Origin of the sequence: Salegentibacter agarivorans (genome assembly GCF_900113135.1) — a bacterium.
GTDB lineage: Bacteria > Bacteroidota > Bacteroidia > Flavobacteriales > Flavobacteriaceae > Salegentibacter > Salegentibacter agarivorans.
Genome location: NZ_FOOH01000016.1, coordinates 15,499 through 38,446 on the forward strand (window position 1 = coordinate 15,499; position 22,948 = coordinate 38,446).

Here is a 22,948-nt window from a genome sequence, read left to right on the forward strand (position 1 = left end):
TAGAGAAAAGTTTTAAAAAATATCTCCAGAAATGGGTCTATTAAAGATCAACTTCCACCCAAACCGGCAGATGGTCTGAAGGGTACTTTAGGTCTTTGGAATCACTCAAAACGCCATATTTTTTAACTTCAATCTCATCTGAAGTAAAAATATAATCAATTCTTCGAGTTACGGATTCCTTAAAATTATAACCGTTATAAGTACCTTCTGGTCCAAAATCGAGTTTAGCCACCGCTTTAGAATCATTCATTTTTCGCATTAAAAATCTTATTCCGCCAGTATGGGGTTCCAGGTTTAGATCACCCATTAAAATCACCGGCAGATTTTCTTTATTTAATGCTGAAATTCTTTCCCAGATTAATTTTGCACTGTTCTCCCTAGCTTTTTCTCCAACGTGGTCAAAATGCGTATTAAAAACCCAAAATACTTTTCCCGATTTTTTCTCTTTGAATTTTGCATAAGTACAAATCCTTTCCATCGCAGCATCCCATCCTACCGAAATTTCAGCTGGAGTTTCCGAAAGCCAAAAAGTATCATTTTCCAGCATTTCAAACTCTTCAGCATTATAAAAAATAGCACTGAATTCACCGGCTTCTTTCCCATCGTCTCGCCCTACTCCAACATATTTGTAATTATCCATTTCGGCTTTGAAATGTTTTAACTGAATCGCCAAAGCTTCCTGAACTCCAAAAATCCCGGGTTCGTAAAACTTAATTTGTTTGGTTATATGGTTCTTGCGATTAGACCAGGAATTTTCACCATCATTTTCATTGGCATATTTAATATTGTAACTCATCAGTTCTACTTCCTGGCTAGAAAGAGTAGTTCCGGTAAAAATGAAAAGCAGTAAAACAAAGAAATTTCGGTTTATCATATTTCTGATTTTGGATAAAGTTCGGAAAAAAATTAAAAAAACAGGCCAATTTAATATTTTGATGATTTTTAACTAATAATTAAAGTTTTTTATTTTACTTTGTATTTCAAAGTACTTTATAATGGAAAATGAAAAGTATGTTCAAGACCTAAGCGACATCAAGCACATGATGAACCGCTCTTCTCGATTTATTTCCCTAAGCGGGCTCGCGGGAGTTTTTGCAGGTGGCTATGCAATTATTGGAGCTATAGTTGGAAAAGGTTTATTGGATGGGCATAATTCAGCCATAGATTCGCTGAGCCCGGCTTCAATGGACGCGAAAATATTGACGCAGTTATTTTTATTAGCTCTTGCTGTTCTTCTTCTGGCTATTGGTACGGCGGTTTTTCTAACCACCAGGAAAGCTAAAAAAACAAACGAAAAAAGCTGGGATAGCACCAGCAAACGATTACTTATCAATTTTTTTGCTCCTTTAACATCAGGTGGAATTTTCTGTTTAATCCTTTTGCAATATAATCTTATAGGACTTATAGCTCCCTTTATGCTTATTTTTTACGGGCTTGCCCTTATTCATGCCAGCAAATATACTTTTGGCGATCTTAGAAGTTTAGGGTATTCAAATTTAGTCCTGGGCCTTATTGCAACCCAGTTTTTGAGCTACGGATTATATTTTTGGGCAGTTGGTTTCGGATTTTTTCATATTGCCTACGGTATCTGGATGTACAATAAGTATGACAGAAAAAATGCTTAATGAAAAATATTATAAGTGATATAAATAAAGCTTTTGATCACCGGGTACGCCTGGGAATAATGAGTGTATTAATGGTAAATGAATATGCTGATTTTACAAGCCTAAAAGAACTCTTGGGAGTTACCGATGGTAATATTGCGAGCCATATTAAAGCCCTGGAAAAGAAAGGTTATGTAACGGTAGAAAAATCTTTTATAGACCGAAAACCAAATACACGCTACAGTGCCACTAAAACCGGCCGAAAGGATTTTCAGAAACATATAGACGCCATTGAAAACTTATTAAAGCAACAGAGGCAATAAGGATAAACCTATTTTTTTATCATTCAACTTTGAAATTCAAAGTACTTAAAATAACTATTAATCAAATTTATTATTATGAAAACTAACCGATTTTTAATTATCCTATTTATCGTGGGAGCACTTTTATTGATTCCCTTTATCGCGATGCAGTTTAGCAGTGAAGTGGTTTGGACTGTTTCAGATTTTATTATTATGGGAATTTTACTCCTGGTTACCGGGCTGGGAATTGACCTTGTGTTGAGAAAGGTTTCCAGCAGTAAAAACCGACTTATAATCGGTGGAATTATTCTTGCAGTATTTTTTATGATCTGGGCAGAACTTGCTGTTGGTGTTTTTGGAACTCCTTTTGCCGGAAGTTAAAAAAACTATCAGAACAATATTTTAAAATCGCTTAATGCAATATTTTGTAAATAAAAACTCTATAGTTCGCGAAATTTGGGGAAAGGGTGATACCATTCTCTTTATTTTCGCCGGGGCTTCGGCAGAGTTTGCGCTCAATAAAGCTGTAGACTGGCTTTATTATACCGGCCGTTTACCTCAAGATCCGCTTGGCAGGCTTTTCTCAACGGTTTCCTATGCCCGGGAAATAGTTTTTGCTGAAAAATCGTCGGCACTTAAGGCAATAGATCATATAAATTCTATTCACGCTTCGCTGGAAAATAAACGCGGAAAAAATATTCCAGACTGGGCTTACCGGGACGTGCTTTTTATGCTTATAGATTATTCTATCAGGTCTTTTGAAATCCTGGAACGCAAGCTAGAACTTTCTGAAAAAAAAGAAGTTTTTGATGTTTTTTTTAGGGTAGGTAAAAGAATGAATTTAAAATATCTACCAAAGAATTTCCACGAATTTGAAAAGATGCGGCAGGAACACCTGGAGCAAAACCTTAAGTATGGAGAATATACCAAAGACCTTTACCAACAGTACCGCAAACACCTGGGGTTAATGCGTTACAGGCTATTAATGGAAACACAAAGCCTTATTACTCCCGTTAGCGTTCGTAACTATTTAAATTTGCGTAAGTTTTCTTTCTTAAACCCGGTGATCCCTATTTATAAAATTAGCAGAATTATAAAAATAGACGGACTTCTTAAATCGCTGATCCTACCTTCAGAATATCAAGAAGAGATCAAATCGCTGGACATTCAAAATGCATATACCACGCAAGAAAAATGAGGAATCTAAAGAATTAAAAATTGAGCATCTTTAAACTTAACCGAAATCGCAGAAGAAACTATCTCATTGGCTTTTTCTCCCTGTTAATTATTGAAATTCTTATCGCCAGCTTTATAAAAGATGATTTTATAAGACCTTACCTTGGGGATTTCCTGGTGGTAATAATGCTTTATTGCTTTCTCATGGGAATAAGCCGATTCTCTATTTATAAAAGCCTATTTATTGTTCTGATATTCTCCTTTAAAATAGAATTTCTCCAGCTCATTGATATCGTAAAATTACTCCAATACCAGCCACCCAAACCTATAATGATAATACTAGGTAGCAGTTTTTCGGTTTGGGATTTGGTTGCTTACCTGTTAGGACTTTTAAGCTGTCTTATTTTAGAAATTCTTATAAACAGAACCTACACTCCGTCTACATAATTCTGTAAATAACTGAATTTTGAAGTTAACCTGCCATTTTGAGTCATCTGCGCTCGGGCTAAGACTCCATTTTTATCATTATTAAAGAAAGCCGGGATCACATGTTCCATAAACATTTCGCCAAAACCTGCGCTGGCATCTTTTGGTAATTCGCAAGGCAAATTATCTACCGCCATAACCAGGATACTCTCTTTTTCGCGAAAATCTACTTCGGCTTCAGTTGCAGGATCGTAACCATAAAAAGGCTCAGCTATGGTAGAAGGTCTAATTGTACTGGCAATAGGCTCATTGATATCGCAAGAAATATCGGCTATATATTTTATTCGGAAATCTTTAGATTTTGCATCTTCAGCAGTAAAAAATACCGGCGCTCCATCTCCATAAAAGTGTCCCGATATAAAGAAATCACTGCATTTAGCGAAACGCAAAAAGTTAGAATCGTACTTGCCGGGTTCTTTAAAAAACTCTTTATGACTGCCCGCTGAGCCATCCTTCTTTTTATTATAATCAAGCACATCTATATTGCAATATACCGGCTCTTCTCCTTTAAATTCCAGAAAATCCTCCACGTCCAGTTCTCTGATCTTTAAATGATCTAAAATTTCTTTTGCGCCCCGGGCCACCTTTCCTGCGCCGGTTAGTAATATTTTAATTGGCGGAATTTTAATTTTATCGAGTTCTGCCAACATGGCATCAAGATCTGGCAGAGATTTTACTTTCGGTAAAGTATATAGATTTTCTTTTAAACCAATTCCTCTAAATCCATTGTAAGTTCCTACCAGACCTGCATATCGGCCGAAACCAATAAGCCTGTGATTTTTTTGATTAACTATTACCTCGTGGTCGTATAATTCGATATTATTTTTTAGAATTTCCCTAAGCAAATCGCGGTTATAAGGTTGCTTTTTAATGGTATGGGAAAAGAAAAAATATTTTTTATTCGGAATTAACGCCGGTAGTGGAACTTCTTTTACACCCAGTAAAACATCGCAATCTGAAACATCTTCAGTAACATCAAAACCGGCATCTCGATATTCCTGATCGGTAAAAATACGAATATTAGAACTTTGCACTTTAAAATTAGCTTTCGGAAACTTTTTTACGAGTTCTTTTAATTTATTAGGTGAAAAAACTACGCGACGGTCTGATGGCGTTTTTTCTTCTTTAATCAGTGCAAATTTTATCATTTATGGTATGGGTTTTGTACTTCTATGTGTGTAACTCAAAGGTATGAATTTAAAATTGTATCTTTGCATGCTCAGAGCAGCTAAAAACTGACTGGATTTCCGCCTTTGCGGAAATAACAATGTTCTTTATTTATGGGGTCGACTTGGTTTTGACAGCGAGTCTAATTGAGTTGTAAGCACGTCGAGCGCTGGGATATAGCTCGTAAATCTCATATTTCACACTTTTTTAAACGGCGAAGATAACTACGCCTTGGCTGCATAATCCGAATCACAGTAGGATTGCTTAGTCCCTGTAAGACAGGGAGCCAAGATGTCCCGCGAAGGCCTTGATTTACGGCATTCGCATTAGGGGCACCGATAAAGTAAATATAGGAACTGTAGGACCTTGATGCAGTTCTAAAATCTAATTGAGGATACGGAAGAAGTTAGGTAGTTTTCGGCCAGACTTTTTCCCGACAATTTAAGTGAAAACTAAACGTGTAGAAAGCATCTGAATTGCTTGTTTGGACGAGGGTTCGAACCCCTCCGACTCCACTTTTTACATTTCAAAATGTATCAAAAACCCCGAAATCCTAGGATTTACGGGGTTTTTTGTTTTTAGGAATATCAAAATATCCCAAATAATATCAAATAAATCGAGACCTATTCGGTGACCTATTTTAAAATTGAAAAATAGGTCTCGATTGACACTTAAAACCCTATTTTACAAACCTTTACGCAAAGTTAAAGTTTTCTATCGAGACCCTTTTTTAGGTATATTTATTACGAATCGAGACCTAAAAAATTCATTATTATGAGAACTGACTTTCACTTACATTTTCACCTCTTAAATTCAAAGATCAATAAAAGAGGCTTAGCCCCCATATATCTTAGGCTTACCGTAAATGGTAAGAGAAAAGAATATAGTATCACCCGAAGGATAGAACCCGAAAAATGGAATTCAAAATTAGAGAAAGTGATGGGAAATAATCACATCTCTCAAGAGATCAACACCCATATTAACAATATTCGGCACAGGTTAAATAAGATTCATCAGGTACTATCTGATAACGATGAACAAATCACTTCCTCCAGAATGATTAAAGAACTAAAAGGTGAAACGAAACATAAATCTAAAATGACCTTAGAGGTGTTTAAAGAGCATAATGAACAAATGGATCGTCTTTCCGGTAAAAGTATCTCTAAGAGCACCGCTAAGCGATATTGGACCTGTTATAACCACATGGAGCAATTTCTAAAGGAAGTTTATAAAACTGAGGATTTCCGAATGAAAGATATAGACCACCAGTATATTACAAGATTTGAATATTTTTTAAAAACTACAAGAAAGTGTAATCATAACTCAGCCTTGAAATACGTCAACAATTTTAAAAAGATAGTTCGTATAGCACTAGCCAATCAATGGATGGATAGGGATCCATTTTATAATTATAAGGTTCAATATGAAACCGTAGATCGGGAATTTCTAAATGAAGATGAAGTGAAAGCCCTGATAGAGAAGGAACTTCATTTTGACCGTTTAAAAATTGCTAGGGATATGTTCGTTTTCAGTTGTCATACCGGTTTAGCTTATGGTGATTTAGAGAAACTCTCTGAAAAGGATATTATTAAAGGTATTGATGGTGGAAGATGGATAAGAACAAAAAGAAAGAAAACTAAATCTATAACCAGCGTCCCCTTACTTCCAATAGCTGAAGAGATTATTGAACGCTATAAAGATTATCCAAGAGTAAAAGACGCGGACTTAGTTCTTCCCGTCCCCAAAAATCAAAACTATAATGCTTTTTTAAAAGAGATTGCTGTGCTTTGTGGAATAAAAAAGACACTTACCACGCACCTCGCCCGCCATACATTCGCGACTACTGTAACACTTTCCAATGGAGTGCCTATAGAGTCTGTAAGTAAAATGCTAGGCCATAAGGATCTGAGAACGACCCAACATTACGCAAAAATTGTGGATAGAAAAATTAGTGAGGATATGAAAGCGTTAAGGAAGAAACTAGAAGAAAAAGCCGCTAAAGACTCAAAAAAAACCAATTCTAAGAAGAAAAAATAAAAAGAGTCCTTGAATAAAAAGAGTCCTTGTTTGAATTAAGAATCCAATCTCTGCAACAGGGTTTCCAATATCTCATCTTCATCGTCTAACAAGTGATCCTTGATCATTATTTCTGGTTTGACTCCTTCAGGCTTTTCGCTTTTGTTTACTCTTACCATATAGCCCTTAGGAACCTTTACAGGAATCTTGGTATTTGGTAAATAGACAGTAAATAATGACGCGTATAAGGATGGGAAATCCCCAGTTTCTTCACCTACCAAAGTAGCGAACTGATAATCCTGAATTAAACCGGCAGCAACCGCAGCCTGAGAGTAGGTTTGCCTGTTTATCAAGATGTATACTTTCTCATTGTATCTTTTACCGGGTGCCTGGGGTTGCATTGCTTCAAAATGATAAGGAAAAATCTTTCCATTGGGTTGTTTTAAAATTTCCTGAAAATAAACATTGGTAGTGTCGTTATTTAACCTGGTATTTTCCTTTAGATATTTACTTGTTTTTAAGGTAAAACTTGAGTTCCAACGAAAGGGTTTATGAGCAAAATAAGAAATAAGATAATCACTGAATGAATTATCCCCACCCGCATTATTTCTCAAATCAATAATTAGATCTTTTGATGATTCTTCCTTTATAACGGCAAAAGCCGAATCAATAAATTTCTGATAATCTTCTTCATCTCCACTGAAATTCCCGGGATTTAAATAGGCGGTATTCCTATAAAATTTTACTCGTCTGTCAGAGCTTAAAATATCTTTTCTTTTATATTCGTAATCTTCCAGGGCGGCAACTCCCTGGAGCCTGTATTCTTTTAATTGGTTGTTTTCTTTTACTAAAACGGAAAAGTTTTCTTCTTCCCCAAAAATTTGCCAATATAGTCGTGGGAAAGACCAAAACTCGATCTTTGCTTTTTTCAAGTAAGGTCTTTCGGCAGAAATATGCGGATACATCAATTTGAGAATCTCATCAATTTTTGCATTGTTTATTTCTAATATTTCGGAACCGGTTCTAATATTCTGTTTATCGGAGTAATTCTTTCTTATATAAGCTTTATCATCTTCCAGGGCGATTTCCAGGGGAAATATTCTTCCCCCCTTCTGAACAAAATCTATATAGGACTTGGCTGGAAAATCAACCTCAGCGTGACCGGTATTAGCATTTGAGATCACCCTTTGAAATATTCCCACGGCCTCTTTAAAAGAGATCGAATCTTCTTCAACTGAATTCTTCACCTCATCAAAGTTTAGGTCAAACTCCTTTTTTGGATTATAAGCATATAAATTATAGTGGCTTTTTTCCAGTAGGTCCTTTAAGGTGTCCAAATCCTTCAAAACTTCTTCTTTTGAAAATTCTTTAGTTTGAGAATAACCAATAGAAAAAGTAAAAAGAACAAAAAGCATTAAAATAAGTTGGTTGTATCTCATATTATATTTTAGCTAAAGACTAAATTTTAATTAAGTCGTTGCAACTCTTTTAGGACCAGCCGACAAAAATTTACAAATGCAAAACACTGAATCCCAGCTACCATTTTTCAGCAATAGACATCTTCTAAAATAATCATTTTCAGCAAACTAAAGCTTATCTAAAAATTACAGATTTAGATTTAATTATTTACAAGATCACCTTTGTAGGTTTTAAGATTCAGCAGTCCATATTCTGAAGCCAGCAAATTAAAATCTACTTCTTTGTTTTTAAGATGTTTGTCAAAAAATGATGTGATTAGCCTGCTCGTAATTTCAATGCCTACCTCAGGTTCAATTTCTCCGGCTTCGCTAAGCATTTCTAACGGAATCATAAACGGTATATCCATAAAGTTGCTATGGCCTGTGTTAAGTATCCTGGCTTCATAGAACATTGATCGGCTTTTATTAATATAGGCATGTGCGTTAAGGTCTTCTTTATCTTCTGGCCAGTCTGCAGAAATATATAAGAAAGGATCTTCAAAAGCGCTATCTACTATACGTCCCCACTGCACGCCATCAACATTAGCTCCTGCCTTAATCCTTTTATCAGTTAATAATGCTTCTCCGGCCGCACCTCCTCCTCTAGAATGACCAAAAACGCCAATATTGTCTGTATCCAACTTTGCTTTTAAAAATCCAGACGTGTTCCAGGAATCTATATGATCCACAACGCCTGTAAGATCTTTAGACCAACGCTCAAGCATTTCTCTCACGAAATAATTTTTCAATCCCTTTTTTACGATAGGATGTCGGTCTTTAAAAGATAGATCCTCCTTAAAAGCAGCGACCACCGGTTCCATATCTTCCCAGGTCCCCTGTTCAATTTCTTGAGCATATTCATAATTGAAATAAATTTCAGATCCATCAGGAAAAGTACTTCCTGTACTTTCGTAGGTGTGATTGACCGCGAATACCACATAGCCCTGACTTACGATTTGGGACAATAATGCATAATAGTTATTGGCTTTAGAGTTATACCCATGTGAAAAAACGAGCACAGGAAATTTTCCCTCAGCAACGTCGGCATTTCTATATACGTGTGTATCTACTTTATCCAAATAGTTAAATGTCGAATTTGGAAGTCCATATTTCTGGGCAAACCCGTGTCTTCCTCCTTGATCAATATATGGATCGATTTCGCCTTCTCTATTGCTTGAAGGATACCATACTTTTACCATAAGCTTACGCTTGTCATCCTCCTCTTCTGTAATTACCTCTTCACGGTTTAGTTCTAATAAAATATCGCGAGTACCAACGGAATATGAACCTTCGGGTTCCGGTAGATCGAATACGGGTAGAACAGAAGGAAGAAAAATTGCGATTATCAAAAAAAGTGATAACCCAATACATTTAGAAACCTTTATAAATGTTCTGGAACTTTTTTTTGACCTCCGCAAACCGGAGATAAAAGCAATTACCCAGAGCAAATAAGTTGGAATCATTTGCCATCGATAACCCTCCACTAACAAGTGAACTAAAAGTACTAATATTAATACTCCAGAAATATATTTTGGTTCAATAGTTTTCTGATAAAACAGATGGAATCCAAGGTAAATAGTTGAAATAGATAATAAGAGAATTTCAAATAACTGCATGATGATTTTTTTATAATTGTAGGCTCACAATTTCGCTAATGCAGGTTATTCAAAGCAAGGTAGAATCCGTAACTAAAACTGCATTCTACCGATAAAAGCCCGGTTTTATTAGGTTAAGGAGTTTATAGAAAGGTTTTACTAAATAATGATTCGATTTCCTTTAGGAGTTTGGCTGAAAGCTTTCCAAAATTTCGACAGCCTGTTTTTTATAAGTTCGACTGATTGGTAGAGTGGTATTTAAAATGCTTAATTCGGTAGCGGTAAATGAAGTCACTTTCTCAGAATTTACAAGGAAAGACCGGTGTATTCTTATAAATCTATCTGGTAATTTATCGTTTAGGCTGGTGATCTTTTCTCTGGTGATAAGTTCAGATTCTGTGGTAACTACTTTCACATAATCATTTAGGCTCTCGATATAAAGAAGTTCATCCAGCGGAATAAGATGATTTTTACGCTGTGCCCGAACCAGTAAATTCTCTTGTAGGTTTTTTGTTTTATCAGATTCAAGACTGGCAACGAGTTCTTCTTTCTGCTGAAAACGTATAACCAGCCTTATAAAAGCTGTTAAAAATACAACAAGGTAAAGACTTATGCCCAGGGTAAAAATAGAGATACCTTCTAGGTTTACCACTGCTTTATCCATTTCTGCAATAATTACGAACGAAAATAAAGAGACCAGCATTTCGCAATAGAGCGAAACCACCAGCATATAAAAGAAATAGAGCGCAAATTTTTTATACCTGCCGGTTAAAAGATACTTCGGTACCAAATACGAATTAAAAAAATAGGTGGTAATTATAAGAATTGGAAGTAACAAAGCTGAAAAATAGAAGGCCAAAAGAGGACTCTCCCAGCTAAAGCCGAAAATTAGTGTAAAGACCAAAAGAACTGAGCTCCAATAAAAAACCTGAATGAGTAAGGACTTTTTCATTCTTTCAGATTAACGAAACTCGCTATATTTGGGAAACAGAAAACAGCATAACTGCTTCTTCCGTAATTTAAACTTAAAGAAATGATAGAATTGTTCTTTAAAGGAGGCCCAATTTTTATGGGAATTCTGACCATTATTTTACTTATAATTCTTATCATTTCGGTGGTTTTCTTTATCACTGTTTCTACTCGCAAAATAAATAATTCTGAACAAACCTTAAGAAAGATAAACACTGTAAAGTCTTTAGGCATCTTTGCTCTGATTATTGGAATTCTTGGTCAGTTGATAGGCTTGTTCTCTGCTTTTAGAGCGATCAGATTTGGAGAAGTGGAGGCATCACGTGAACTGTTTGCAGAAGGATTTAAAATTTCAATGATCCCTACTGTTTACGGTATTTTTATTTTTACATTTTCTATAATACTCTGGTTTCTCTTGAAAAGAGTTCTGATAATTAAGTAGAACATCATTTTTCAAACCTTAAAAAATAAACCAGAACTAAGAGCAGTTAAAGACTTTAAAAACGATTATCACAGGTAAGAAAATATAATGTAGTTTTCCATAAATCCAAGTGAAAAATTTCACCGTTTAATGGAGTCTACTCTTCGTTAAAGAGATCAAATACCTCCCTGTTAAGGTCTGGAATATAATTACCCAGGGCCTTCAAAGCTCTTTCCTGAATTTTACCGAAACTTTCTGATTCTAAATCTCCCCCGGCAATCTCCCAATCCTCAAAGTAAAGAACCTGTGAGAGGTAAGTGTCATCTTCACCATAGTACATAACTGTAACACGAGTCCCACTAAAAGCTAATTGCAAAGAATAAAAAACATTCTTAAAATAATCCGGAGTATGAATTTCAGGTAAATCCAGGGAAATCATATTTGTTTCCGGGTCATAGGAAAGCCACGTTGGTAAATAAACTTTTCCCAGTTCTAACATTAGAATTTAATTTACAGACCAGTTCCATAAAAGTAACGTTTTTTACTTTAAGCGTTTGGTTTTTCCAGGAAGCTAAAGTACTGGCTTGAGCAATTTAATTATTTTCTTACAACGCTGCCGGCTATTGTTGATTAACCGATATGAAGCATTGTATTGTATTCCTTTTACCAGAGTCCATTCTTTGTTACATTAACAAATTGCCCGTTTTCTAATCTAAAAGCACAATCAAAACCCCCGAATCAAAGCTTATTACCACTAGTTTTTATCTAGTTAGAACACTTGGCATCTAAATACATGCTCAAACTTCCGGTTTGAGATTCAAAGTTATCCATTGCTTTATCCCTAAAATAAATTTTATGAAATGGGGATTTACTTGCTGGAATAGAAAAGAACTTACTATCAGCTTCAGCTTTTTTGCTTTCCACCCATTGTATAGTTAATAAAAATTCACCTATTTCTTCTTTAAGATAGATATCGTAACGATTTAAATCAATAGATTGCCAACCAGTTTGTTCGTTCTCAATTTTGAAAATAATGTTATCCGATATTAATAAATCTTGAGGCTGGTCTTCTACTAAATTATAGATGTTAATCCTAAATTTTAAACTTTTAAATTCATTTTGAGAAATTGCAAAATGAAATCTTTCAAGCCGGCAATTTTTTCTAAGTTTAAAATTCATTCCTCTTTCCTTGCTTAATCTATCATCAATTTCCTTCTCGTAAACTGTATAAAAATTTAAATGCATTAAACCAAGACCATTATTAGTTCTTCCTAGTTTTTTGTCTTTGAATTTTTTCGTCTCAAATACCACTTCATCCAATTGATTTTCTTCAATTTCCATCTGAATCAATTTTCCTTTAGGGTCCTGTAATTCAGCAACCGACTTTTTTACTGTCTTATAACCTATATAGGAAAATATCACTGTATCGAGCTCAGAAATATTTGAAGGTATCTTAAGTTTGTATTCTCCATTTTCCTTTGAAACGGTACCAATATTTTTCAAAGGAATTCCAATATTTACAAAGGGTAGGCCTGTTTTACCTTTATCTGTTATTTCTCCTTTTAGTAATATTTCTTGCGAAAATCCCGTGGAAACCAAAATTATAATTAATAGGCAAGTAAGGTAAGTTTTATTCATTTACTAAATTTTCATCACAATTTGTAGAAGGTGTTAACGGCTGGGAACTCCAATTGATCGGTTTAAGGTTTTTTATCCTTATGGAAATTAATTTCGTTCTTTTCTGTGCCCCCAATTTTTAATATAAGTTAGTTTACGCAATTATGTTCCTGAACTTCTTAATGTTACGATATCACTTTCATATACCTCATTTAAATATTCGTTATAAGGGTCATTTCTTTTATAACTGAAATATTTCTCTGCTTTGTCTAAATGAAGTTTACCTTTAGTCAAATCGCCAGTTTCTAAATAAATTTTAGCTAAGCCTAAATGAGCTTCTACAGTATATTTAGATTGGCTTAATGCCTTTTCAAACTGTATTTTTGCCTCATCAAAATTCCCTAATTTATATTCTGAAAGCCCAGTGTAAACAAAAGCCTGAATATCAACCCAGCCTTCTCCTTGATTCTCTATACTTTTCCCAAAGTGAGTTATGGCTTTATCATATTTTTCTAGTCCAAAATATGCTTCTCCCATTAAAAAGTCAATATCTTCACCCCAGGGTGAGTCTACGAAATTTGGAGTTAATGAATCTAACCGATTAAAATCCTTTAAAGCTCCTTTAAAATCTCTTAGGAATCGAAGTTTCATATAACCCCTGTACCCTAAATGCATTTTAGGCTTTAGTTCTACAGCTTTGTTAAGAAGTTGGAAACCTTCCTTGTAAAACCCTCTTTTGTTATAAGGAACTGATTGTTCAAAATAAATTTCATCGTTTTGCGGATTTTGGAGTTTCAATATTTCAAACATTGATTGTGAAAGGTAATCTCCTTGCAAGTGGGAAGCAAAATCATATCTCTTTTCTTTATCCGAAAAGAATAGAAATAAAATCACAAATATTGAATAAGATGTGAAAAGAACAGTCAAAAGAATTTTTAATATTTTAAAAATTTTCTTCATTAAAATATATCTACAATTTTACTATTCTCTATTTTGAAATTTAAAACGTAATAACTGTCATAAGTATAACCCGATTTGTTTATGGCTGGATTCCAATTTTTAAGTGCTCTCAGCTCTTTTTCAATCTCTAGAATATTCTTAGAATTAACTTCAGTTTTTTGTAAATCCTTATTAGTTGCCTTTAACCTAAATCTACCAATTTCTCCTTTACAATTTACAACGAATCTATAAGTCAACAGCCCAGATTCCTTGAAATCTAAAAATTGTAGCTCACTCAAAATTCTGTTTTTTATTGCTTTTTTCCCTCCAATATAGTCGGTATTCATTCCGTAATACTCAGCAACCTTATCTTCATTGCAAAGTTCAAAATCATTGTCATCTATTCTGTCATTAGCTTCTAACTCTCCAATTCTATGTGTCGCCTGATAATATCCCCATGCTGTAATGCTCAGTGCAAATAGAAAACTAATCAAAAGGAAAATGTTCGTTTTACTTTTCAATTTTATTTATTAGATGCTGCATAGTTATATACAACGGTTACGGTTAAGGGAATTAGCGTGTAGGGAAGAACTAACTTGTCGGCTTAACTAATATTGATTTAGACTTCTAAAATAGAGAATTTAGCTAAACCAAAACTATTTTCTTCTCCCGGGGTTATACTTATTAGTGAAACACCCTACTAAAGCCAAAAGAAATGAAAAACGCTATTAATTTTAAAGTACAGTTCTACATTTTAGTATATGATTCCTCAAACTTATCTACTCCTGGTTTTTCCTGATCTTCTGAGACAACATCGGTATGAATAAAATATTCTAATTTTAGTTCATCGTCAATGATCTTAAAAGTGATGTCCCCGTATTTGTTAGGATCGTAATTACTATCTTCGAAATCCTCCATATCTTCATAAAATGAATCCCGCCAAGTTCGCCTGTCAAGAATTATTTTAATGCTATCATTTTGAACGGTATACGTTCCTGATTCAATTACTATTGATGTGGTATCTTCGAGGCTGGTTCCTTCATATAATCCAAGAGTTGTTCTTTTTTTGATAAATTCCCCGTTTTCCCCAAAGCTTAAATTTATGTGCGATTCACCTCTGAAAAAAGAAGGTTCATTTGGGCCAGCTGAAACTTTGTTTTTATCCGAACGAAACCAACTTCCTTTTAAGTCCCCAATATCCGTTGAAATATCTTCTTTATCACAAGAGCCTAATATTACGAGATTGATGATTAAAATTCCAATAAGATATAACTTTTTCATTTTTTAATTTAAAATTGGTTATTCTACTATAAGATGCGAGAATGACAAAAAGGTTGCGTCAATGTTCTGGTGAAAATTGCATTAAACTCTATTAGCTAATAACTCTCAAAAATTATATCATATTATCCATATGCCTTTGGAGTGCATTCTTGGTTCGTATGTTAGATGTAGTAAATGTAATTGACAGCGTTGTTATTTAATGCCTGGAATTAAAATATTCACCGAGTTGATTTTCATTCTTTTATTTCTTTTCTAATCAAGTGCAAAATAAATTCCAGGTCTTGTATTGTAGGTAAGTAATGTGCCTGTTCGGTCGCGTAACTGGTGAAAATAAACATCAGAATATTATTCTCAAATTCTGTGGAGTTTAATAAATGCAAGTTGCTAACCTCATTTTCACTTTCCGGTAAACCAATCTGATTATACACGCTTGTTTGTTCTAAAATTGTCCTAAGGCTGCTCTTATCTGTTCTGAACATATCCAGGACCTTTTCTCTTTGAACACTTAATTCATTCTCCTGTCTTGAAATATCTTCCATAGTAGACAGCCAGTTAGTTAGCTGTCTTCTTAATTCTGTATTTGAAAGGTTCTTAAGATTACCGGAATTGATCATTTCATTTAAAAGTGAATTATTTGGATTAAATGCAATATCATTAGAGAAGGTATTATACAGAAGATTTGAAAAGACTGCTTCAGTTGGAGTTTCATTTTTATAGGTTGTGTATTGTAATATTTTTTTGGAATTATTAGCATTGTCTTTATTTACTGCGATCAATTCTTTTAACTTCATTCTACTGGTTTCAAATTCTTGTTCTAAACCAAGTAAATATGTTTGTTCATAATTGTTGTTTATTCGATTTTGATTAGCATTATTGATCGCCAGCGCGATCAAAATCCCAATTACCACCAGGATGATCTCTCCCAGGGCATAGAATAAGTATTTGGTGAACTTTTTCTCTGACAATAAATTCAATCTGATCTTTCTGAAAAATCTTATCATCTTTTTAAATTTCAGTGGAACTCTTACCTCCTTTTAATATAAGCCAAATTGCAAATGACATTTCGCCTATAATACTGGGAATAGCGACCAGTATTAAAAATATGGATTGATAATCACTATAATTAGAAATTAAAAAATGTGCAGAAGTATCAACCATATACATAATTCCCGCAATGGTAAGAAACCATGCAATAATTAAAGGTTTCCTGATTATTAGGCCTAAAAGGATCAGGTGGATTCCAAAAAAGAACAAGCCTATTAGCCAGATGGTATTAAAAATATCAACTTGTATTAGAATTTCAGTTTCTGTGGTAGATTTTAGTGCAAATGGAAGCGCAAATATGGCTACACCCATAATGGCTGCATGCATCATCCTGAAAGATATACTTAAACCGGTCCAAAGATTTCTTTGATATAACTTGTAAAGCCCCCAAGCAACCACCACGTCAAATACAACAGTGATCAGAAATGCCAGTATGCCAAATCTGACTATTGAAGCATTACTCTGAACGGTTTCAAGAGGCGATTCGACGATGGCTTCAAGAACAAAAAAATTGGCGAATATGGCAGCAAAAAAAATTATCCAATAACTTAAACCGGTAATTATTGATAATCTTCTTGGTTCCATTTCAACATATTAATTTTTAATAACTCCCTAAGTCTAGCATTGGAGAAAGAAAGTAAACTATTATAGTATAGCATCTTACCAATTAAAATTAATATATTTTTTTAAATTTTCGCTTATTCTTTTTCCTTAACTATTTTTACAATACGATTGTACATTATTTCTGACATATTCCAATTATAACCGTCAAAATTTACTGTATTTGTAAATTGTATTACTACCACGTCTAAATCTTTATGATACTTGGCAATAGTCTGATAACCTGGTATTAAACCAGTGTGCTCATATCCATAAATGGAAGAATATATCTCTTGTTCTTTTTTATCTCTAAAAACAGAACCTTCATTTAAAGCTCTGATGAATTTGCTCAAATCTTCTGCCGTTGCCAACATGGAACCTACATTATCTGTTTTTAGATCTTTATCATAGCCCACATAGTAACCGCTCATTACATCATTTATGTTTACATCCTGAATTGAACTAAAAGTATGTTTTAGGTTCAAAGGATCTAAAATTTCTTTTTGAATATATTTGAATTTATCATATCCAAGAACCCGGTTCATTATTCTTCCAAGTAATAAGTAATTGGTATTGGAATATTCATAATCTTCATTGGGTTTAAAATTGGCAGGTTTATCCAAAACCAAAGCAAGTTGTTCATCAGTGGTTTCCTTAGGAGCAACCCAATACATATAAGTGTCAGTAAAGTTTGGAATACCACTTCTATGCTGCACTAACATTCGTAAAGTAATTTTATCGGCATATTCTATTCTACCTTTCAATTCTGGTAAATAATCGGCGAGTGTTTTGTCTAATGATAATTTTCCATCATTAACTAGCTTTGCAACAGCTAAGGCATTATACAACTTACTTACGCTAGCAATTTTAAATAATGAATTCGGGTCTGCGGGGGTTTTATTTTCTCTGTTATTGTAGCCCGAAGTATAAAATTCTGATTGATTCCCTTTCTTGTTTATACATACAATTATACCATCAAACCCGTAATCCTCTGCTTTATTTACCTGTTTTTGAATTGAATCGGGTAACGGAGTTATCCAGGCTTTTACTATAGGCCAAGGGACAAAGTATAAGGAAACAATTGTTGCAGCGAACAATATTGCTCTAATTATCAAAGTCCTTGTTTTCTTTTTCATAGTATTTCAGCACCTGTTAAAAATTAGCCACCAGGCTTATGATTGTAGACAAGTAGACTAGGTAGGAGGTTTTTTCGGATTAACGATTTTGCTTGTCAAGGAAACTAATTTAGTTCTTTTCTTTCTAAGGCTGCCATTTGCGATGCGTTGTTGGCTCCAGTATTTATTTAATCGGATGATCTGTTAGAAGATTTACCATATTATAATATAGAGCAAAAGCAACTACTAGCTTAGTCATATCATTTTGGAAATCTTCCTTTTTTAATTTTGAATTCATTGCTCCTGCAATAATAGAAGGCGAAATATCACCATATTTTGTTTGAGCATTTAAAACTTCTTTGATAGTCTCATTTGTATAATTACTATTTATGCATTTTAAATAATCTCCGTCTGGATTTAAAACATATGTAATCAATTCTTCTTGTTCAGATTCTTCTTCTATCTCATCAGAAAATGAAACTAGAGTTATTTCTTGTTCAGAATTATTCACTTCATACTTTACCCAAATTTTCTGAAATGTCCTATTTTCCTTCAGTTTTTTGATTATTTCAACAGCCTTTTCATTTACATAAAAGTCTGGAGCGAAATCATGATTTGGAGGCATAGAACTTAAATCTTCGATATAGGATTTGAAATTTTTATTGTCATTTTTTTGATTGTAATGCTTTGCTAACTCTGCCTTGAATATTAAGGTTGCTTCATTTAGAACCTTAATATCATTCTCATTCAAGCAACCTGATAATTCGCTAGCATAATTAGATTCTTTTTGGGAAGTACATGAAAATAAAATAGTAATAAGAAATAGAAGTAGAATTTTGTTCGTCATTTTTTAAAGTATTGGAGCCAAGGGTTACGGTTAAGGTAAGTAGCGTGTAGGGAAGAGCTAACTTGTCGGCTAAACCAGGTTCAATTTAGAGTTCTAAATTATAGATTTTAAGCTAAACCTAAGCTATTTTCTTTAACGATTTTAGCTGTAGTATTTTATTCGAGTATTGGATTTTTAGCCTCATTTTTATAAAAAGCTTTCACTTTTGAAATTAAATCAAATATCTCGGGATGAGAAGTGGAACTCGGACTTCTTGCGGAAATGTGGTCATAATTAAGTTCATTTGTTTTTAGGAAAATAACTACCCCATACCCATCTAAAATTAGTCTTTTATCCGGATTTAACTTCATATTATTTTTTATTCTCTTCCAATTTTGAACAAAGTCAGTGACCGTTTTTTCTAAAGAATTTTCAGATTCTATATATAAAGTATCTCTCTCATATTCTTTATACTTTTCTGTAATTTGAATTACTTTTCTTAAAGCATATTCTTTGTTTTCCGCAATTAACTCTTTCATTTTTAGATAATCATTTTCACTGCTTGGGGAGTTAGAGACAAGCCGGCTTACAATAATTCTTGAATTTTTTTCTGATTTCTGATAGTCAATTTTATGATTTTCTATCATACCGGAAAATAGTATTTTTAACTCATATGAATCGTCCTGTTGAGAATACCCATTTATGAAGCTAAGGAGTATTACGTAAATGAATAAGTTTTTTATTTTCATATCACTCGTTTTTGTGAATATTACAATTATCTCGCTATATCACCTGTAATATACTTTTTTTAATCATCGGTTATAGACTTCCTCTCAATCAAATTCAGTTTGCATTACAGTAAAATTATAAGCTGGACAGACTTCTCCTGAAGATTTATAACGTTGTTGTTAATATTGAAATACAAATTTACATCTAGATATTAAGGAATGGGATACATCGTGATATGTATCAAAACCCGTTCAGCCCATTCCCGCTACATTTTGCCAAAGCTTCATTCCGGGAAAAGCGCTTCTCTGTAAAGATCATGGACCCCATCAAAGAAATTGCGACTTCCATTACGCTAACCCGATGAAAAATCAGATCGCTCCATTACAGTTCGAAGTTTTTCGATGAAGTCCGCTAAATTGGACTCCATAATTAATTTAATTCCGCTTCCAGCTCCCCTCCTATTCTTCCTTTTCCATATCTGAAGAACTCCCGGCCTTCACTGCCACTACCTTTTTCTGTAATGCAAAATACCAAGATTGAGAAGTTAGTCCATACTGCATAAAGCCGGTCCCTGCGCTCCCTTTTTATAAGTTCTCCCTAATTCTAAATCTTGAAAATGGTTCAGCATCAAAAAAAGGTAACAGTGAAGGCTCTACGGGAAGTAAATCGAATAACGGAAAAATGAAATCATACAAAACCCACAAAAGGAATCGGAATTAAAAAAATCAAAAAAGGAAAACGCTCAGGATACAATAAGTAAATCACACCAAAAAAGCTCAAAAAGCAATTATGGAAGAAATAAAATTTAAAATCGAGCTAAACCTTAGTTTATATAAATCTCAATTATTTGGTCATTTTTCTATAGTAAACTTCAAAGATTTTCTTTTCAAATCATAAAAACAGGATACAGTTTTTTAAACATTTAAAAGGCTATTAAATTCATTTTAATAGTCAAGATTTTTGTCCCTGCGGGACGAAAAGGTAGAGCAAGAGGGTAACGGGCAGAGCCCCGTTAGGAATTACCTTTTCTATTTTAAAATATTGATTATCAATTATTTAAAAAATATGCTAAATACTATAAAAATAGGGATTTACTGGTTTTGGCCTCTAAAGCCCAGTAAAATGGTTGTAAAAACCAGTAAATCTCAAAAAATGACTGAATTATGAAGGAGGTTAAGAACATCACATTCGAAAAGAAAACCGCGGAACGCTTTCAACAATTTTCCAGAATACATTACAAAACACATTCAGAGGCACTGGCAGGGATGTTGGATTTTTTCCTTTACAATGAGATTTCCCCAAAAGAAAATTTTGGCCCCACTGGGAGGCGAATTGAAAATATCATAAAGAAAAGAATTAATGCCGTGATCGCAATAACGAGGGATATGGAAAAGAATAAAGTAAACCCCACTTTAGCCATTTTGGAATCGCTCATGGAAGCAGCAGATCCTAAAAACAATTACTCTAATCGCAAAAGGGATTACGAGGAAGACGATACTCATCCTGATTTTTATAAATAATTTATTATGTATATCACTATCACTTCACAAAAACTGGGAGCAAATTATGCTCAAAGCGCTGCAGGTTTTGTTGATTGCCCAGAGAAAGAGAACCAGCTTCCCGGGATGGAAAAAGACCAGGAATTTATCTTTAATCAGAAAGAAAATAGTATTTCTCCGGAAGAAGTTGCAAAAGAAGTAGATACCAATACCGCTAAATTGGAAACGAAGTAACCGAAGTTTTACTCTTATGTGAGGTATTTAGATCTCAAATGAGATCAAATTTTATGAAAATGAAAATTCGGTTTTTTAATAACTATAAAGTCAGATGAAATTATGGAGGTTAAAACGTAAGTTTTTATAATTTCTCAATGGTTAAAATGAGATTTTTGTTATCGAACCCTAATTGAAATTAAGATTTCGGCTATTTCCTCTTATCAACTGTTTTTTCATCAAATGAAACTAAATTAAATAGCTGGCGCATTCTGCTTTTTACCCTGGATCCATAGCGCTCTTCAAGTTCATCGGAATCTAAATTTGTTGTAGCGTGAGTCCTTATTTTATGATTAAGAAACAATTCATATCGGGAAAGTAGAATTTCTCCCATCACATTACAGTCCTGACCATAAAATCTTCCTGCCGGTTCAACACCAAGATCATCAAAACATAAATAACTATTATTCCCATAATCTTCAATTGTTTTGTATCCCAGATGGTGAAAAGCAAAAGCTATATTTCTGCAGGGAATAACCTGATATTCCTTTTGGTGTGGCACCAGATAACGCAAAAGCTTAAGAAAGCTAGTTTTTCCACAGCCCACGGGCCCGGTTAGTAAAATTCCTTTTGCAGGATCAATATCGAATTTCTGGCATTTTTCCTTATCTGCAATTATATAATTGCAGAGCTTAAAAAGTAATTTTTCATCTTTTTTGTATAAGCGAAATTCCTTTCCAAAAAGCAACTTTCCTTTTACCTGGAGATACTCAAGCATCAATGGAAAATCATAAAATACTTCTTTTCCTTTAAATTCCCCGATCTTGTAAACTACTCCGCTTTCTATTATTTCACAAGGGTTTTCCATAGTTCTTTTCTTTTTTAATTTTTAAATAATCAGGATTCTTCTGTTTTAAATCTTGCTGAATCTCTTTAGACTTTTTCATCCATCGGTGTGCTAAAGCCTGCCAGTTTACTACCGGGGTATCACGATTAATTTTCCAACCAACAGCTTCATAGTGTAAATAGAATTTGGAAGCTTCATTATCTGGCCAGCCTTTTTTTTTAAAATATTTTAAAACTTCAAATTCACTTTTTGGCCAATAAGTTTTATTCTGTTTAATATGTTTAATATTGTTTGTTTCATATACCGGAGCTATTTCGTTACTCTTACCGGACTCTTCTGCAACCTGTTCTAAAAAAGTCTCATACTTATCCAGGTCATTTACACTACAAATTGAATGCTCATCTTCTGCTTGTTCCTCACTAGTCCAAAAAATGGACATCTTAACCTGGCTGCCTTTCAAGGGGTTTTTAGAAGGCATATACAAAATGTAATTCCAGTCACTTAATTCCCTAACGCATTTATGGTAGGTTGAAAGCGAACCAACCTTTGAAGCTTCCATAATTTCCTGCCTTTGTATATAGAATTGCTTACAGAACCTAAAAACATTCCAATACTGAAATAAAGCATAGTAAATGCTCACGTGTGAGGGATTTAAACGGCTATCTTCATTAAATCGATAAAAAACCTCGGTAAGGTGCTTTATGTAATTCATATTAATCACTATTATCTATCTTATACTTCTCCATTAATCGTTGTACATCTTCCCAATCATAAAAGACTGTACCTCCTATTTTTGTGTAAGGAAGATTACCATTTATTCGTATATTCTGTAAAGTTCCCCAACTTATATCCAGTAGTTTTCTCACTTCCGAAGATTTCAAATACCTCTTATGGATTCCAGTTGAATGCTCTCTAAGCAATTTCTTAAGCTCCTCTAATAACTCAAGCTTAAAATTCATTAGATCATCGGTAGTAATTATTTCTTTTGGCATTTTTAAAAGTTTTAGTTTAAAATCCCACCGATGGTTATACTTTTTATACGGCG

Annotated in this window: 27 protein-coding genes and 1 other RNA gene; 10 read left to right on the forward strand and 18 right to left on the reverse strand. The window is 33.9% G+C overall.

Translation table 11 applies throughout. The annotated features are described in order from the left end of the window. Positions 1-40: 40 nt before the first annotated feature. Positions 41-874, reverse strand: a complete 834-nt coding sequence (locus tag BM084_RS12365; protein ID WP_093305078.1) for an endonuclease/exonuclease/phosphatase family protein — start codon at positions 872-874, stop codon at positions 41-43. Between the two features lie 121 nt (positions 875-995). Here BM084_RS12365 and BM084_RS12370 point away from each other — a divergent pair, with 121 nt between their 5' ends. The 5 genes from BM084_RS12370 (at position 996) to BM084_RS12390 (ending at position 3,529) form a co-directional block, all read left to right on the forward strand. Beyond that, positions 996-1,625 carry a hypothetical protein gene (locus BM084_RS12370; protein WP_093305080.1) on the forward strand — a complete coding sequence of 210 codons (630 nt, stop codon included), beginning with the start codon at positions 996-998 and terminating at the stop codon, positions 1,623-1,625. Then, positions 1,625-1,927: a winged helix-turn-helix domain-containing protein gene (locus tag BM084_RS12375; RefSeq protein WP_075327642.1), complete on the forward strand. Its 303-nt coding sequence runs from the start codon at positions 1,625-1,627 to the stop codon at positions 1,925-1,927. The genes BM084_RS12370 and BM084_RS12375 overlap by 1 nt, the downstream gene beginning before the upstream one ends. Positions 1,928-2,002: 75 nt before the next feature. After that, entirely contained in the window at positions 2,003-2,287 is a 285-nt protein-coding gene (locus BM084_RS12380) for a hypothetical protein (RefSeq protein WP_093305082.1), read from the forward strand. Positions 2,288-2,321: 34 nt separating this feature from the next. Further along, complete coding sequence (locus BM084_RS12385) at positions 2,322-3,104, forward strand: oxygenase MpaB family protein (RefSeq protein WP_093305084.1); 783 nt, start codon at positions 2,322-2,324, stop codon at positions 3,102-3,104. A gap of 20 nt (positions 3,105-3,124) precedes the next feature. Next, on the forward strand, positions 3,125-3,529 hold the full coding sequence (locus BM084_RS12390) for a ribosomal maturation YjgA family protein (RefSeq protein ID WP_245764371.1): 405 nt from the start codon (positions 3,125-3,127) through the stop codon (positions 3,527-3,529). Here BM084_RS12390 and BM084_RS12395 read toward each other — a convergent pair. Continuing rightward, positions 3,511-4,716, reverse strand: a complete 1,206-nt coding sequence (locus BM084_RS12395; protein ID WP_093305087.1) for an NAD(P)-dependent oxidoreductase — start codon at positions 4,714-4,716, stop codon at positions 3,511-3,513. The genes BM084_RS12390 and BM084_RS12395 overlap by 19 nt on opposite strands. A gap of 134 nt (positions 4,717-4,850) precedes the next feature. Between BM084_RS12395 and ssrA the strand changes: the two genes are divergently transcribed. Beyond that, positions 4,851-5,253, forward strand: a transfer-messenger RNA (tmRNA) gene (gene ssrA, locus BM084_RS12400). A gap of 256 nt (positions 5,254-5,509) precedes the next feature. Further along, on the forward strand, positions 5,510-6,772 hold the full coding sequence (locus tag BM084_RS12405) for a site-specific integrase (RefSeq protein ID WP_093305090.1): 1,263 nt from the start codon (positions 5,510-5,512) through the stop codon (positions 6,770-6,772). Between the two features lie 35 nt (positions 6,773-6,807). On the opposite strand, the gene BM084_RS12410 is transcribed toward BM084_RS12405, so the two are convergent. The 3 genes from BM084_RS12410 to BM084_RS12420 all read right to left on the reverse strand — a co-directional run bounded on the left by BM084_RS12410 (position 6,808) and on the right by BM084_RS12420 (position 10,755). Then, positions 6,808-8,190 carry a S41 family peptidase gene (locus BM084_RS12410; RefSeq protein WP_093305092.1) on the reverse strand — a complete coding sequence of 461 codons (1,383 nt, stop codon included), beginning with the start codon at positions 8,188-8,190 and terminating at the stop codon, positions 6,808-6,810. Between the two features lie 179 nt (positions 8,191-8,369). Further along, positions 8,370-9,557 carry an alpha/beta hydrolase family protein gene (locus tag BM084_RS12415; RefSeq protein WP_177195697.1) on the reverse strand — a complete coding sequence of 396 codons (1,188 nt, stop codon included), beginning with the start codon at positions 9,555-9,557 and terminating at the stop codon, positions 8,370-8,372. A gap of 427 nt (positions 9,558-9,984) precedes the next feature. Further along, positions 9,985-10,755, reverse strand: coding sequence for a LytR/AlgR family response regulator transcription factor (locus BM084_RS12420; RefSeq protein ID WP_093305097.1), 771 nt, complete (start codon positions 10,753-10,755; stop codon positions 9,985-9,987). Between the two features lie 81 nt (positions 10,756-10,836). Here BM084_RS12420 and BM084_RS12425 point away from each other — a divergent pair, with 81 nt between their 5' ends. Next, a complete protein-coding gene (locus tag BM084_RS12425) occupies positions 10,837-11,214 on the forward strand; it encodes a MotA/TolQ/ExbB proton channel family protein (RefSeq protein WP_093305099.1) in 378 nt (125 codons plus the stop codon). Between the two features lie 136 nt (positions 11,215-11,350). On the opposite strand, the gene BM084_RS12430 is transcribed toward BM084_RS12425, so the two are convergent. The 10 genes from BM084_RS12430 to BM084_RS12475 all read right to left on the reverse strand — a co-directional run bounded on the left by BM084_RS12430 (position 11,351) and on the right by BM084_RS12475 (position 19,364). Beyond that, positions 11,351-11,692 carry a hypothetical protein gene (locus tag BM084_RS12430; protein WP_093305101.1) on the reverse strand — a complete coding sequence of 114 codons (342 nt, stop codon included), beginning with the start codon at positions 11,690-11,692 and terminating at the stop codon, positions 11,351-11,353. A gap of 266 nt (positions 11,693-11,958) precedes the next feature. Then, positions 11,959-12,831, reverse strand: a complete 873-nt coding sequence (locus BM084_RS12435) for a carboxypeptidase-like regulatory domain-containing protein (RefSeq protein ID WP_093305103.1) — start codon at positions 12,829-12,831, stop codon at positions 11,959-11,961. Between the two features lie 141 nt (positions 12,832-12,972). Then, entirely contained in the window at positions 12,973-13,770 is a 798-nt protein-coding gene (locus tag BM084_RS12440) for a tetratricopeptide repeat protein (protein ID WP_093305105.1), read from the reverse strand. Beyond that, entirely contained in the window at positions 13,770-14,270 is a 501-nt protein-coding gene (locus BM084_RS12445; protein ID WP_143083654.1) for a hypothetical protein, read from the reverse strand. Before BM084_RS12445 ends, BM084_RS12440 begins: the two co-directional genes overlap by 1 nt. A gap of 226 nt (positions 14,271-14,496) precedes the next feature. Continuing rightward, complete coding sequence (locus BM084_RS12450) at positions 14,497-15,030, reverse strand: hypothetical protein (RefSeq protein ID WP_093305109.1); 534 nt, start codon at positions 15,028-15,030, stop codon at positions 14,497-14,499. A 233-nt stretch (positions 15,031-15,263) separates the two neighbouring features. Next, entirely contained in the window at positions 15,264-16,031 is a 768-nt protein-coding gene (locus BM084_RS12455; RefSeq protein WP_245764372.1) for a DUF6090 family protein, read from the reverse strand. A gap of 4 nt (positions 16,032-16,035) precedes the next feature. After that, the gene (locus BM084_RS12460; RefSeq protein ID WP_093305111.1) at positions 16,036-16,659 is read right to left on the reverse strand and encodes a DUF4386 domain-containing protein; all 624 of its coding nucleotides are present in this window, start codon (positions 16,657-16,659) and stop codon (positions 16,036-16,038) included. A gap of 113 nt (positions 16,660-16,772) precedes the next feature. Then, positions 16,773-17,810 (reverse strand): serine hydrolase domain-containing protein, encoded by a 1,038-nt coding sequence (locus BM084_RS12465; protein ID WP_093305114.1) that lies wholly within the window; start codon positions 17,808-17,810, stop codon positions 16,773-16,775. Positions 17,811-17,973: 163 nt separating this feature from the next. Then, on the reverse strand, positions 17,974-18,636 hold the full coding sequence (locus BM084_RS12470) for a hypothetical protein (RefSeq protein ID WP_093305116.1): 663 nt from the start codon (positions 18,634-18,636) through the stop codon (positions 17,974-17,976). A gap of 155 nt (positions 18,637-18,791) precedes the next feature. After that, positions 18,792-19,364: a hypothetical protein gene (locus tag BM084_RS12475; protein WP_143083655.1), complete on the reverse strand. Its 573-nt coding sequence runs from the start codon at positions 19,362-19,364 to the stop codon at positions 18,792-18,794. A 1,143-nt stretch (positions 19,365-20,507) separates the two neighbouring features. Between BM084_RS12475 and BM084_RS12485 the strand changes: the two genes are divergently transcribed. Beyond that, the gene (locus BM084_RS12485) at positions 20,508-20,864 is read left to right on the forward strand and encodes a BfmA/BtgA family mobilization protein (protein ID WP_093305122.1); all 357 of its coding nucleotides are present in this window, start codon (positions 20,508-20,510) and stop codon (positions 20,862-20,864) included. Between the two features lie 6 nt (positions 20,865-20,870). Further along, on the forward strand, positions 20,871-21,077 hold the full coding sequence (locus BM084_RS12490; protein WP_093305125.1) for a DUF5712 family protein: 207 nt from the start codon (positions 20,871-20,873) through the stop codon (positions 21,075-21,077). Between the two features lie 190 nt (positions 21,078-21,267). On the opposite strand, the gene BM084_RS12495 is transcribed toward BM084_RS12490, so the two are convergent. Genes BM084_RS12495 through BM084_RS12505 form a run of 3 tightly spaced genes read right to left on the reverse strand, consistent with a single transcriptional unit; the run spans position 21,268 to position 22,895 of the window. Further along, entirely contained in the window at positions 21,268-21,924 is a 657-nt protein-coding gene (locus BM084_RS12495) for an ATPase (RefSeq protein ID WP_093305127.1), read from the reverse strand. Next, positions 21,908-22,615, reverse strand: a complete 708-nt coding sequence (locus BM084_RS12500; RefSeq protein WP_177195698.1) for a hypothetical protein — start codon at positions 22,613-22,615, stop codon at positions 21,908-21,910. Before BM084_RS12500 ends, BM084_RS12495 begins: the two co-directional genes overlap by 17 nt. 1 nt (position 22,616) lies before the next feature. Further along, positions 22,617-22,895, reverse strand: coding sequence for a helix-turn-helix domain-containing protein (locus tag BM084_RS12505; RefSeq protein WP_093305129.1), 279 nt, complete (start codon positions 22,893-22,895; stop codon positions 22,617-22,619). Positions 22,896-22,948: the final 53 nt, after the last annotated feature.

Coding starts and splice junctions, on each gene's coding strand:
- BM084_RS12365 (WP_093305078.1), bottom strand. CDS start 874: ATGATAAACCGAAATTTCTTTGTTTTACTGCTTTTCATTTTTACCGGA.
- BM084_RS12370 (WP_093305080.1), top strand. CDS start 996: ATGGAAAATGAAAAGTATGTTCAAGACCTAAGCGACATCAAGCACATG.
- BM084_RS12375 (WP_075327642.1), top strand. CDS start 1,625: ATGAAAAATATTATAAGTGATATAAATAAAGCTTTTGATCACCGGGTA.
- BM084_RS12380 (WP_093305082.1), top strand. CDS start 2,003: ATGAAAACTAACCGATTTTTAATTATCCTATTTATCGTGGGAGCACTT.
- BM084_RS12385 (WP_093305084.1), top strand. CDS start 2,322: ATGCAATATTTTGTAAATAAAAACTCTATAGTTCGCGAAATTTGGGGA.
- BM084_RS12395 (WP_093305087.1), bottom strand. CDS start 4,716: ATGATAAAATTTGCACTGATTAAAGAAGAAAAAACGCCATCAGACCGT.
- BM084_RS12405 (WP_093305090.1), top strand. CDS start 5,510: ATGAGAACTGACTTTCACTTACATTTTCACCTCTTAAATTCAAAGATC.
- BM084_RS12410 (WP_093305092.1), bottom strand. CDS start 8,190: ATGAGATACAACCAACTTATTTTAATGCTTTTTGTTCTTTTTACTTTT.
- BM084_RS12420 (WP_093305097.1), bottom strand. CDS start 10,755: ATGAAAAAGTCCTTACTCATTCAGGTTTTTTATTGGAGCTCAGTTCTT.
- BM084_RS12425 (WP_093305099.1), top strand. CDS start 10,837: ATGATAGAATTGTTCTTTAAAGGAGGCCCAATTTTTATGGGAATTCTG.
- BM084_RS12430 (WP_093305101.1), bottom strand. CDS start 11,692: ATGTTAGAACTGGGAAAAGTTTATTTACCAACGTGGCTTTCCTATGAC.
- BM084_RS12435 (WP_093305103.1), bottom strand. CDS start 12,831: ATGAATAAAACTTACCTTACTTGCCTATTAATTATAATTTTGGTTTCC.
- BM084_RS12440 (WP_093305105.1), bottom strand. CDS start 13,770: ATGAAGAAAATTTTTAAAATATTAAAAATTCTTTTGACTGTTCTTTTC.
- BM084_RS12450 (WP_093305109.1), bottom strand. CDS start 15,030: ATGAAAAAGTTATATCTTATTGGAATTTTAATCATCAATCTCGTAATA.
- BM084_RS12455 (WP_245764372.1), bottom strand. CDS start 16,031: ATGATAAGATTTTTCAGAAAGATCAGATTGAATTTATTGTCAGAGAAA.
- BM084_RS12460 (WP_093305111.1), bottom strand. CDS start 16,659: ATGGAACCAAGAAGATTATCAATAATTACCGGTTTAAGTTATTGGATA.
- BM084_RS12465 (WP_093305114.1), bottom strand. CDS start 17,810: ATGAAAAAGAAAACAAGGACTTTGATAATTAGAGCAATATTGTTCGCT.
- BM084_RS12470 (WP_093305116.1), bottom strand. CDS start 18,636: ATGACGAACAAAATTCTACTTCTATTTCTTATTACTATTTTATTTTCA.
- BM084_RS12475 (WP_143083655.1), bottom strand. CDS start 19,364: ATGAAAATAAAAAACTTATTCATTTACGTAATACTCCTTAGCTTCATA.
- BM084_RS12485 (WP_093305122.1), top strand. CDS start 20,508: ATGAAGGAGGTTAAGAACATCACATTCGAAAAGAAAACCGCGGAACGC.
- BM084_RS12490 (WP_093305125.1), top strand. CDS start 20,871: ATGTATATCACTATCACTTCACAAAAACTGGGAGCAAATTATGCTCAA.
- BM084_RS12495 (WP_093305127.1), bottom strand. CDS start 21,924: ATGGAAAACCCTTGTGAAATAATAGAAAGCGGAGTAGTTTACAAGATC.
- BM084_RS12500 (WP_177195698.1), bottom strand. CDS start 22,615: ATGAATTACATAAAGCACCTTACCGAGGTTTTTTATCGATTTAATGAA.
- BM084_RS12505 (WP_093305129.1), bottom strand. CDS start 22,895: ATGCCAAAAGAAATAATTACTACCGATGATCTAATGAATTTTAAGCTT.